7 protein-coding genes, 1 tRNA gene and 2 pseudogenes are annotated in these 11,327 nt (G+C 58.4%); 8 read left to right on the top strand and 2 right to left on the bottom strand.

Annotated features, from left to right (window positions below; translation table 11 throughout):
• The 8 genes and pseudogenes from AX729_RS11950 to AX729_RS11920 form a co-directional block, all read left to right on the top strand.
• Positions 1-233: pseudogene (locus AX729_RS11950) on the top strand (hypothetical protein); the annotation flags it as partial.
• Positions 234-432: 199 nt separating this feature from the next.
• Positions 433-509, top strand: a tRNA-Met gene (locus tag AX729_RS11945).
• A 111-nt stretch (positions 510-620) separates the two neighbouring features.
• A pseudogene (locus AX729_RS41775) lies at positions 621-764 on the top strand (DUF6538 domain-containing protein); the annotation flags it as partial.
• A gap of 18 nt (positions 765-782) precedes the next feature.
• Complete coding sequence (locus AX729_RS11940; protein ID WP_156456897.1) at positions 783-2,564, top strand: site-specific integrase; 1,782 nt, start codon at positions 783-785, stop codon at positions 2,562-2,564.
• Between the two features lie 1,328 nt (positions 2,565-3,892).
• On the top strand, positions 3,893-4,111 hold the full coding sequence (locus AX729_RS11935) for a hypothetical protein (RefSeq protein ID WP_156456896.1): 219 nt from the start codon (positions 3,893-3,895) through the stop codon (positions 4,109-4,111).
• A 1-nt stretch (position 4,112) separates the two neighbouring features.
• Positions 4,113-4,433 (top strand): LysM peptidoglycan-binding domain-containing protein, encoded by a 321-nt coding sequence (locus tag AX729_RS11930; protein ID WP_156456895.1) that lies wholly within the window; start codon positions 4,113-4,115, stop codon positions 4,431-4,433.
• Positions 4,434-4,609: 176 nt separating this feature from the next.
• Complete coding sequence (locus tag AX729_RS11925) at positions 4,610-5,227, top strand: Lrp/AsnC family transcriptional regulator (RefSeq protein ID WP_061023208.1); 618 nt, start codon at positions 4,610-4,612, stop codon at positions 5,225-5,227.
• 12 nt (positions 5,228-5,239) lie between these two features.
• On the top strand, positions 5,240-6,997 hold the full coding sequence (locus AX729_RS11920; RefSeq protein ID WP_156456894.1) for a type IV secretory system conjugative DNA transfer family protein: 1,758 nt from the start codon (positions 5,240-5,242) through the stop codon (positions 6,995-6,997).
• A 480-nt stretch (positions 6,998-7,477) separates the two neighbouring features.
• Here AX729_RS11920 and AX729_RS11915 read toward each other — a convergent pair whose 3' ends face one another.
• Positions 7,478-10,321, bottom strand: a complete 2,844-nt coding sequence (locus AX729_RS11915) for a DEAD/DEAH box helicase (RefSeq protein ID WP_082770415.1) — start codon at positions 10,319-10,321, stop codon at positions 7,478-7,480.
• Positions 10,318-11,307, bottom strand: coding sequence for a hypothetical protein (locus AX729_RS39605; RefSeq protein WP_156456893.1), 990 nt, complete (start codon positions 11,305-11,307; stop codon positions 10,318-10,320). The genes AX729_RS11915 and AX729_RS39605 overlap by 4 nt, the downstream gene beginning before the upstream one ends.
• Positions 11,308-11,327: the final 20 nt, after the last annotated feature.

Raw genomic sequence — 11,327 nt, 5'->3', positions numbered from 1 at the left:
ACGCGACCAATTGCGCGCCGCAGGACCGCCCGGGCCGTCAGGCGGACGGCACCACCATCGGCCAGTCCCGGGAACCGCTCGGCGACAGGCTGGCGAAATCCGACGGCGTGCTCTGCCCGCCCTCCGGCGTCGATCCCGAGATGCACGCCCCGGCCCCCGACACCGGCAGCAACACCCCCGTGATCCCGCCGCCCGGCAGCCCCGGCGGCGATCCCACGGTCAGGCCGAAATAGGTCGTTCCTCACCCGAAACGTCGTCATGCCCGGGACAAGCCCGGACACGACGAACTCATTGAAAAGGCAAGACGCTTGGGCCGACCTAGCCTCGGTGACCGCGGAAAAAGGCGGTCAGCTTTGCTTGACTTCCCGCCGCCCCCTTCTTTATATGCCGCGCGTTCGCGAGATCGGCCTTCGTCGCCGCCGCGATCCCTGTGGCGGGGTAGCTCAGCTGGTTAGAGCACGGGAATCATAATCCTGGGGTCGGGGGTTCGAGTCCCTCCCCCGCTACCATGCATTGGGTAGCTACCAATGCCTGAAATTCTCCAGTGATTTCAATTAAATTGGCCACATTCCGTCGCGGCGGCGTGACCTGTGTCCCCCACATTGGACACGGTCTTGAAGATGGCTCGCCACGCCTACGTTTCCCGCCGGGACGGCAGATACCTGTTTAGAGCGCGCCTGCCGGCTTGCCTGGCGGCGGGATCCAAGTCAGCGTTTCGGATAAGCCTGCGGACATCCGACCAGAGGGTCGCCGTTCGCCGGGCCGCCCGAATTGCGAGCTGGATGATGAACGTCAAGGCTGCCGAAGATCCGAAGGAGGTGTTGCAGGCGCTGTGGCCGCGGCTGCAGGCATTGGCGGTCGAGCCCGTTCGAGACGAAGCCGACTTTGTCGAGCGACGTGCATTTCAGTCGACGGCGTTCTGCGCCCAATACGCCGTGCGCTCCCTGAACCTCAAGCCCAACGATATCGTGCCCGGCTGGGACGAGCACTTCGTGGCGCTTGTCCGTGAGAACAGCCGTGCGTCCAACGCTCTCGAAAAGAGCAAATCCGTCGGAGGACAGTTGGAGCGCAAGCGCCTGGAGTATGCGCTTGCCAGCCAGCCGCTAGTGCAACCTCCGCTTGATGTGGCGATCCGCACTTTTGGTGTTGAAGTGCCGCTCGCGCCGGCCCGGCCGGTCCCAGTGCAATCCACCAAGTATGTCCCGCTCAAGATGTCGGAGGTGCTGACCCGGTTTGTGACCGCCCAGAGGGCCCAGGGCTTCGATGGTCGCGTCGAGAGTGAGGTCGCTCCAATCGTCACTTTCGTGATCAACCTGCTGAATGATCCCGTGATGTTGGACATCAACGGGGATCACCTCCTGACGATCACCAAAGAAGTTGCCGAGATTCCGCATCCGAAGGGATTTGGACAAGACGAGCGCTCCCTATACTTTCGTTGGTCTGCGGCCCGCGAGCACGGCTGGGTGCGCGAGCGCGATGGAAAAATCGTCCAGCTCAAGCGCGTCAGTCAAACGACCCTGGATGGAAAGTATGCGCCGGCCTTGAATGCATTCTGGAAGTTCGCGGTCGAGCACTGGTTCGCCTATGGTCCGGTCCCTTCCTTTGAATTCGGCACCAAGCTCAACCGCCCCGCAGCAGAGCGGGATGCTTATAATGAAGAAGAGGTCCTCACTTTCTTCGGCGCGCCACCGTTCACGGGCTGCGAGAGCGTCGCTCATTGCTGGATCTCCGGACCTCAGCACGTCCAAGGATACTTTTACTGGGCCAATCTAATCGAATTGCTCGCCGGCATGCGTCCGAGCGAGATCGCGCAGCTGCGGTGCCGCGACATCCTGGATTTCCGTGGTGAGCCGCATTTCCGGTATGCCCCGTTTGCGCCTGACGAGACGGAAAAGCAGCGGTTCGATCCTCAGCCCGGTGGAACGCGAGGCAAGACGAAATCGGCCTACCGATGGATTGCGATCCATCGGCTGCTGCTCAAGCTCGGGATCGTCGAATATCGCGATGCGATCGTGAGCGCCTACCGGCAGGCAAAGATTAAAGAGGCTGGTGGCCGGGATCACCTCTCGGAAGAGCAACTCACGGCTATCGAAGACCAGGCGTACGAGCAGTGGCTCTTCCCGGATTGGAAGGTGTATGTGCGGCCCAAGACTGAGCAGATCATGTGGAGCCACGTCCTGACGAAGGCGTGTACCTATGGCCTCAAGAAGCTGAAGATCCACCGGCCAGGACTCTCAAACTACTCGGCGCGCCACGCCTTCAAAGGCATGATCGACGATGTTCAAGGCTTGAGCGAACGGTCCCGTAAGGTGATCTTTGGCCACTCGACCAAGGGTAACGTTTCAGATGGCTACGGTCCCAAGGTGATCAGCGAGCAACAGGCCAAGATCGTCCAACAGCTGACGAACAGGACGATCTGGCGTCTCGCCAAGATATTGCTCCGGGCAAAGCGAAAGGCCGAGCGCGGGGAGTTGCGGTTAGTAGAGGCGTGGAAGATCGACAAACGTACGAGGGACGACAGGCTGCAAGCGGTTCTTGCAAAGCGGGCTGAACAGTATCAATAGCGACCCATAACCATTTGCTTTTGGGTCATATCCAATCCTCCAACCAGGCTCGCCGCGTTTCCATGCAACGACATGTTGCGTCTACGTCGCTGCGATAGCGAGCCGCGCGTCCTACTGCACCGCGCGCGCGGCCAGGCAGATTCCGGACTCGGAATGGCGGCCTTGACGGAATCGGAGGTAGTCGGTCCCGCGTTCCCGCATTTGGCGTTCGCTAACGCCGCGCTCCTACGGCCGCCTTCTTCCAACCTCGGCGAAGGCGAGTTCTACTCGGTTGAAACACCAACTCTATCGAGTTCGTGGCCTTCGCCTAAGCCGTAACGACCAAACCCCTGGGAGAGAGAAAACGCGGCCGCGCAGGCGCCTTCACGACCCAAGCGGAGCAGCGGATGCTATCATATGAGCGCGTTTGAGCGAGCCGTCGGCCCATTGCGCTGGCACTATTGAAAGACCGTGGGCCATTTCCGTGAATGTTGCGTTCGCGTTCGGTAACGAAGTCTGATCCCCGGAGCCGCCGTCGCAGGCGACCCGCCGGCTCCGGCGCGCGCAGCGCGCAAGGGCGTAGAGCGCAGCGTCCCTTGCGGGCGAGCACGACGATGCCAAGGAAGAGCCGAAAAGACGAGCGGTGCTCGAAGGGGCAGACGGTCCTGATCCCAGGTGAGCCCTAGCATCTCACCGGGCAATCCATCGCGTTCGGGGTTGAGAAGCGGAATGAGCTCGTCGTTTGGATCCTGTTTGCAGGCCGTCCAGCTCAAGCGACCAAGACCGCTCTGATCCTTGGCGCCCTTGTAGGCGAGCCACCAGCGCCGTCGCACACAGCGCACGCGGCCGCAGAGCTGGCCGCCCCCTACAGCCGAGCACGACCTCAATGTCCGTTAAAGCGAGTGCCATGTTAACGGGAGTTAACCAAATGGCGGCTGAGGCAGGAGCGACTTGGCAGCACTTCCTTGACTTTTTGCGCGAGGCGAGCATCTTTGACACCGAGCTCCCCCAGATGCCTGGGACACAAGCGCGTACCCGGTGCGTACGCGCCAAAGTCGTAACACGACGACGGAGCCTGGCCTGCTGCGGGGTCCCGGACCCGATAACGCGCGGAAGGGTGGCCGAAGTGACGGCCGCCATCTTTCTCCCAATCTCGTTTGGACCCGGGCAGTTGTTGCTCGCGTCCACTTGGATCGCGCCACAGCGCGGGGACGTGTTCGCCGGCACCGGGCCCGTCTCTTCTCCAAGCTCACATCATTTCCTTCGTGCTGCGGAAGCTTGGAAGCTTCCGGAAGGACTTCCGGAAGCGGGCAGCTACCGGAGGCGACGGGTACCAAAGAGGCAAACCAATGAAGATCAAACTCGATATCGATCCCGAAATCGCGGCCCAGGTCGAGATCTTTCTCGCCACTATCGAGGGTCGGAAAGACTGCACGAACGGCCCCCTCACCATGGCGGCCCTCGTGCACATGCTGCTCGAGGACGTCGCTCTCATGGTCGAGCGGCCGGGCAGCTGGGAGGCCCAAGCGATGTTCAGCCTGTTGGGGGCGCACGGCTATGAGTGCTGAGTTGCTGGAAAAGACCCTGCGTACGTTCCAGTGGGTATCTCGCAGCCTGGTGGCTCTGAGCCTGCTCTGCGTCGTCCTGCTTCTGTTCGCTGCGCGGGAGTCGACGGCGCTGCTAGTCAAGGTCGATCAGCGGACGTTTTTCGAGTGCCTGCCGGAAGGTTGCTGGAGCCGCGTTACGGCGGAAACGACCCTTGCCGAACTCGCGAAGACGACCCACACCGACGAGAGGCTTCTGAGGGAGGGGAACCCTCACATCCGGAGCGACGTCGTTCACGCGGGCGATGAAATCCGTATCAGCGATGCCATGAGGGCTCCTCGCTGACCCACCCACTAGGGTGCCCAGCTCGGCTGGGCACCCTTTCGCGCAAAAACCCCGCCGCCACAGCACTTCCTCCGTCTTCCGCAACCTGACCAAGCGCCTTCCACGAGAGTTTCATGCACTTGGTCAGGTTGCTCTACGGGTGGTCGGCGGCGGGGCGTCATCAATAGGGGATTTCAGTGCAGATTACGCAACGTGATATCGCCCTCCTGCAGTGGACCAATGGGTTCGGCTTCGTGAGCGTGCTCCAGATCGCCAAGTGGATGGGTGTCGATTTTAGTACAGCGGCGCGACGGGTTCGGTTGTTGATTGAAGCCGGGCTGATCCGGCGGACCACAGTGGACATTCTGAGCGCCAATCCCATCGTGGTGACGCCGGACGGGGCTTTGGTCGCCGGCGACAGCCTGCCGCCCTTGAAAGGAATTCGTACCGGCGACTTTCGACACGACAGCCTTTTAGTCGACATGGCGCGTGGGCTTACGGCTAGATTTCCACGCTCGTTGTTCGAGCCTGTGCGGAGGCTTCGCCACTCGGGGGCGCTGGCGAAAGCAAAACATCTGCCGGATGGCTATCTGCACTTCCGTGGCCACCGTTACACGATCGAACTTGAGCTCACCGTCAAATCGCGCCAGCGTCTTTCGGCCATTATGGCCGAGCACACCACCGACATCGGCGCGAAAGAGATTTGGTACCTGACCGACTCCGCCATGGTCGCCGCTGCAATCACGCGGGCGGCCGTCGGTCTCGACCACGTAAAGATCGTGCGCTTTGCGAAGAACACCGCGACCGAGCCCTAAGGGGAACGCCTAATGCCCGCCAAATCCGGTGAACAGCCGATGGATTTCCCCACGTTCATGCTCGCGGGAGCTCTGCTCTGTCTGCTGATCGCCACGGCAACGTTGGCCTTGACCGGCATTGGGCTTATGTCCGCCTTCGCCGCCGTCGCCATTTGCCGATTTTTCGGCCGTCCAAATCTTGCGTTCGCTCTCGGAGCCATGGCCGTGGCGTTGTTGGTCTTGTCACTCTCGTTGGATTCGCCTCCCAATGTCTGGGCGATTGCATATGATGCCTATTCGGCTACGTGGACCCATCACACGTTTCCGGTCGTCACCTTCCGGATTTGGCTCGATCCTACCGAGCTCTTTTTTGATCGGCTCGCGCTCGGTTCGGTCGGTATGATAGTTGGCAGCGCCTTTGAATTGGTTGCGCAAAGCCGACGAAATTCACGTATGGCTCTGTTACAGCGGACTGGCGGAGTTCCGCAGGTCAAACGCGCTCCAATAGCACTCATTTGTGCTGGGCTGGCGTCACGGATATCTGCAGGACTTCGCCGTCACCATACGTTGTTGGGCACGCGTTTCCTGATAGGCTTTTGGTATTGGTTCAGCGACGCCGACGCGAACCATCATACCCTCATCTGCGGCTCAACCGGCAAAGGCAAAACCGTCACGCTCGCAAATTTGATCGAGTCAAGCATCGACCGCGGCCAAGGACTTGTCCTTGCCGACGGCAAGGGCGACGTGGAGTTTGCGGAGCGCGTGCGCAAGTATGCTCAAGCAAAGGGCCGCCCAGTCTACGTCTTCAACACCCTCAATATCGCTGAGAGTTGCGCGTACAGTGCGCTTTCCTGTGGTGACTTCACAGCGAAGGCTGACCGCATCATGAGATTGCGCGAACACACGGAGCCCCACCACGAATCTCTGGCGAGATCATTTTTGCAAACTACCTTTAAAGTACTCGCATTCGAGAACCGGCCAATTGATCTGGTCCAATTGTCGGAACTTCTGTCTATTAACGCTCTGCTGAAAATCATCGGGCGCCGTGGCTTTGCTGACCCTGCGCGAGTAGCGCTCATCCGCGAAATCAATGAGCATGCAGTGGCGCAGAAGACCTCAATCGATGGCGTGAAGTCCGATATCCGGTTTATCGCAAACAGCGCGCTTGGCACATTATTTGACACTGAGAGGGCGAAGCGCGAAGGTCGACCCATTCTGCATCTGGAGACGGCGAGGCGGGAAGGCGCGGTCGTCCTCTTCGTCTTGCCTCCCCTGCTTTTTCAGAATGCCGCACCTCTCATCGGCCAACTTATCATCAATGATCTGAAAGCCGTAACAACGACCTCCCGTTCAATTTGGAGGCTGTTCTTCGATGAATTCAGCGTCTTCTCTACGACGAATGTGCTCAACCTGATCAACATGGGCCGGACATTTGGCGTCTGCGGTACCCTCGCGACGCAAAGCCTCGCTGACTTCGATGCGGGAGCTCCCCAGCTCGGTGGATCGTTCGGTCGTCAGGTTCGAGCGTCTGTGAATACCGTGATCTGCCATCAGCTGGGTGATCCTGATGACGCAGAACTGCTGGCCAGATACCTGGGTACCTATCCCGACATCGAGCTGACCGCTCAAATACAGGCCGACCGCTTCACTGGAGACGCATCCGCTCGCGCAGTACGGCAGTTTCGAATCCATCCCGACGACCTCAAATTTATTCCCAGAGGTCGCGCATACGTCTTCAATAGGAACAACGGAACGGCGGACCTGATAGCGGTCAGAAAGAGCTCCATTTGAAATGGTGCGAGTGCGAAAGGACTAGGGCTTGCACAGAATCAAGCTGAACCACTCGCCGGGGGCAGTCGGTCCGGCGCCCCGACCTGGCGGTCGGCGCTATGCTGACGCTCCTGCGTCTCATCTCTGGATCGGTCTTGCGGTCACCGTCGATCCTGCGCCTACAAGGGGCCGCTCCTGCAGCCGCACTTTCTTGGGCATGACATGACATAGCCCACGTGTTTGGGGGCGTGCCGCCCCAGCCGTCAAGGCATCCCTTTAGGCGGAACGCGCGAGCCGTGTAGTCGCGAACGCTCCGGCCCGCACCACCTCGCGATTTCCGACCTGTGACGGCTTTCCCTCGGCTCAACGGCTTTCCCTCGGCTCATTGCCGCTCGGCTAGTCGGTTGCATGCGCAACCCGAAAGCAGAGGAGATGCAATATGACTTTAGCAGTCTGACGCCAGATCTGGATCTGATCTAGTCCGATCGCGGTTGGCTTGCTTCAATCCCCGAGAGGCGAACCTAACTCTGCGATCGCCAATGTAACCAAGTCGTTTGGATGTCGGAATTGCGTGACAACCTTCGCCATCGCCAGTTCAGCGCGATCTCTCGCCGCATCCAGTTCTGCCTTTTTTGCTAACGGATCCCGCTTGATCGGATCCGCCTCGCGGAGTGGGGCGTCAAAAAGGCGACCGAGAAATTGTCCGTCAATGGCAAACGATTCATTCTCTTGTTGAACAACAATCAAGTCTTCACCTTGGCGATGCCCTTGGTCGTCCTGGTACCGTGCCAAAAAGACGGCAAAGAACTTAGGCAGGTTAGAATCTTCCGCAAAGGTGGCATATGATCCGCCGAACTCTGCCGCTGTCACAGAGGTTACGAGATGTTTCAAGAAGGTACCCGAAAAGTCTATCAGGACCACTTCACTCCCCGGATTCCAATCTCTTCGTCGAGTTGTGGCCGCTATCACCGTTCGATTTCCAAATTCCCGGAAAGTGCCTCTTAAATTAGAAGGCAAGCGGAGGGTGAAATGTTCGAGGTCAGGCGACGGAACTACCTCGATTTCAAATCGCGTGGCAGCCCGCTGAATAAACGCGGCCACGTTAGCAGTGGTGTAGCCGCTGAGTGACTGCTTGCGAGTATCCAGTCGATCAATCTGACTAAGGACTTCGTCTTGTAGTTTTTTAGCCCTGCTTGCTTCCGCAATAGCAGCATCAATGCGTTCCTTGGTCCGCTCGACATGTCCGTTGCGGGCCTCATCCAATAGTTCAGAAATATCGACGCGCTCCAAGAGCTCGCCCATGACCTCTGCCGCGTACCGCTCGTCGAACTCTGGTCCGACACTCTTCATCTCGCGCACGATCGTATCGACACGGTCAACTACGGTTGAAACAATTTCGTTGTCGATCGTGTCGCGCGCATGGAAATTGACGGCCACGACCCGTTCTTTCTGGCCGTATCGGTAAAGCCGTCCCATTCTCTGCGTTAGACGCGCAGGATTCCAAGGTAAGTCGAAGTTTACAAGGATGTGGCACCGTTTATGCAAGTTCAGACCTTCGCCACCTGCTTCCGTAGAAATAAGGACGGGGATTTCACCTTCGAAGGACCGAACCGCTTCCCGCTTTTCATCCACTGTCATGCCGCCATGAATTAATGCTGGCCGGACTCCGAGGAGGCGCTGAACCTGATGGAGTAGATACGCCTGAGTAGACCGAAATTCCGTAAAGATAAGGATCTTTTCGCCCTGCTCATGGACCGCCTCGCGCACGACTTCAACGAGAGCCGCTCCTTTCCTGTCCGTTCTCATGCACGCTTCCCCACGTGCGATCAGGTCCTTGAGCATGATCTCTTCGCCTTCGAAGAACGGCTGGCGTTTTTGTGCCGGTCCATGCTGGTCTAAATTGTCATCGGCCTCTGGTTGATCATCTTCATCAAACGCTTGGGCCTTGTCTTCGGGAGGCGCCGACTGCTGGGATAGTCGATCAAGTCGTCGTCGTAGAGCAATCCAAAGGGCTGCAACCGATGAAGATGCAAGTTTGCGATAGATCGTCATGACGAAGCCGACAGCTCGTCCTTCCTTGCCGCCAATGGCATCGCCTGCGCCGTACCCCCGAGACAGGTACTGTCTTAGACGCGATTCCAGATCTGCAAACTGTTCATCAGTCTCCACTTCAACGCGCCGGACCAGCAAACCGTGGAAGAGAAACTTGCCGTCCATATCAACGGCGTCAATCTTTCGGTTTCTTAGAATGATCTCGCGCACCACATCGGGAGTGTGATCTATGTTATTGATTAAGGTTGCCAAATCAGGACGAACCAAGGTCAGCAAGTTGCGAAACTTTCCCTGATCACCTTGGTGAGGTGTGCCTGTCAGCAAAACAAGCGCATCGGTACGTTCACGCAATCCTTGGGCAAGCCGAAACCGCAATGTGGATCGACCCTGTTCATCGCGGGACAGGCGGTGGGCTTCGTCAAAGATTATGATATCCCACGCTCCGGCCGCCATGAACACTCCAAAGCTTGTATCAGCGTCCCGTCCGTCATCTTGGGCGCTGCGCGGCTTTGCAAGATCAAGAGACACGATGACGCGTTCATAGAGACCCCACTCCCGAGCGTCCGACACGCGGAAGTCAATTCCATAAATGAGAAATCGGCGATCGAACTTGAGGAGCATTTCCTCCTTCCATTGCCGGGTCAGGCCTGAGGGAACGACAATCAGGATACGACGGATGTTCTGACGTCTTTCGAGCGCAGCTAGAAGAAGCCCGATCTCGATCGTCTTTCCTAAGCCAACATCGTCTGCAATCAGCCAATTTGTCTGACCTGAATTTAAGATGCGATGAACTAGCCCGATTTGGTGAGGAAGCGGATCGACGTCCAATCGGTCCAGGGCGCCGGTAGCCTCGTTCCATGACCGAAGGAGATGGGCCATGACATTTAGTGCGAGACGATCGGCAGAATCCGGTGTCGCCGGTTCAGAACGGCGATAGCGCAGGTCGGGATCCATGATCCTGCGCAGGCGCTCGAATGGCAGCCACAGCGTGTGACCCGTCATGTGAAACTGAACGAGGGCTTGATGGCGCGTGGCGAGCTCTCGGATCTTCATCACCGTTCCGGTTCCGAAGGTCTCGCGAACACCTGACAATGGGACGTCTTGCACAGTGAAGCCGGGGCGCAAACCGCAGCCCCAGTCTCCGGGTTTTAGCCGCGATAAGCCATTTGGTCCGAAATCGACTTCGATGGTCGGCCCATCACCGAGGTCGAAAATTCGTCTTACGAAACCAATCTCGGACGGATTGCTGATTCGGCACACCCACGCATTCTCAATGGGTACTAAGTCATTCATGCGCGAACCTTCTTAGGGGTAAGGACGTCTTCGGAGCTTGTACTTGTCACGGCCACCGCTTCGGTTTGACCGCGGCACAAAAGCCCAGTGCGTGAAAAGCTATCGAACAAATTGAAGCCGTCTATTGTGACCATTGGGCAGGAACTAATGTGGCGTCGTGGAGGGACGGGAGAGGCGAGCACTCCGGCTGCAAATGCCTCAATCCTTGCCTCCGCGTAGTCGATAAATCGCCAGTACAGTGGATCGCCTATAGACAATTCCAACCAATCATCGAGCCAGTCGGGTTCAATGATTGCCTCTGGCGGAAGACCTTTTCTATTCACCACGAACCGATATGAACGTGCCCAGCCGAGCATGTTTACGCCGCCATCGGGTATGAGCGGCTGACGCGATCCTCTGCGTCGCATACTCCACCACGAAGGCGACGACGCCCAAATCTGCCTTAGCTCGAAGGCCGACCAAACGTCGTCGGCGTCGGCATTTTCTAGGGCCAAGTCGGCAAGTGCAGAAAACGTTGCTGCATGGGGATACTGGTAAAACAATTCCGAAAAGCGTTGCTCAAATCGTCGTCGGCGTTCGATCTGAGGCAGGTCCAGCAACGACACAAGCCACCGAGCTCGTTGAAGGGCTTTGTCGCTGCTGCTCGGAGCCCTTAGCTCCAGATAGAAGGGATTCTCTGCGGCATGTGGAATGAAGTCGGGAAGCCGTATATCGGCCTGCCAGCTCGAAACGTTGGCAATCTCCAGGTCGGTTTGGCCCGCAGGTGCCGGGTCCCAGAAGTCGCCCGAGCCGATTGCGCCAGCGCGACAAAGCTCGGCATCCGGAGGAGCAGGCGCGGGAAACGTCGATAGTGGGTCCCAGGGGTCGACATCGGTCATCGCATCGGGCCCGATTTCAAAATCCTCCCGCAGCCAATGAGTCAATGGCGCAGTGACCGTCTGCGATGGCAATGCTGGCTTTTCAGACGGCGTTTCCCCCACGCGCATCTAGCGATTCCCGAATCCCT

The sequence above is a fragment of the Bradyrhizobium sp. CCH5-F6 genome (genome assembly GCF_001556045.1).
Lineage (GTDB): Bacteria > Pseudomonadota > Alphaproteobacteria > Rhizobiales > Xanthobacteraceae > Bradyrhizobium.
This window is presented reverse-complemented; position numbering and strand designations above follow the sequence as displayed.

What these genes read in the sequence shown, in the direction of transcription:
- AX729_RS11915 (WP_082770415.1), bottom strand. Translation starts at nt 10,321, where the DNA reads ATGAATGACTTAGTACCCATTGAGAATGCGTGGGTGTGCCGAATCAGC.
- AX729_RS11935 (WP_156456896.1), top strand. Translation starts at nt 3,893, where the DNA reads ATGAAGATCAAACTCGATATCGATCCCGAAATCGCGGCCCAGGTCGAG.
- AX729_RS11940 (WP_156456897.1), top strand. Translation starts at nt 783, where the DNA reads ATGATGAACGTCAAGGCTGCCGAAGATCCGAAGGAGGTGTTGCAGGCG.
- AX729_RS39605 (WP_156456893.1), bottom strand. Translation starts at nt 11,307, where the DNA reads ATGCGCGTGGGGGAAACGCCGTCTGAAAAGCCAGCATTGCCATCGCAG.
- AX729_RS11920 (WP_156456894.1), top strand. Translation starts at nt 5,240, where the DNA reads ATGCCCGCCAAATCCGGTGAACAGCCGATGGATTTCCCCACGTTCATG.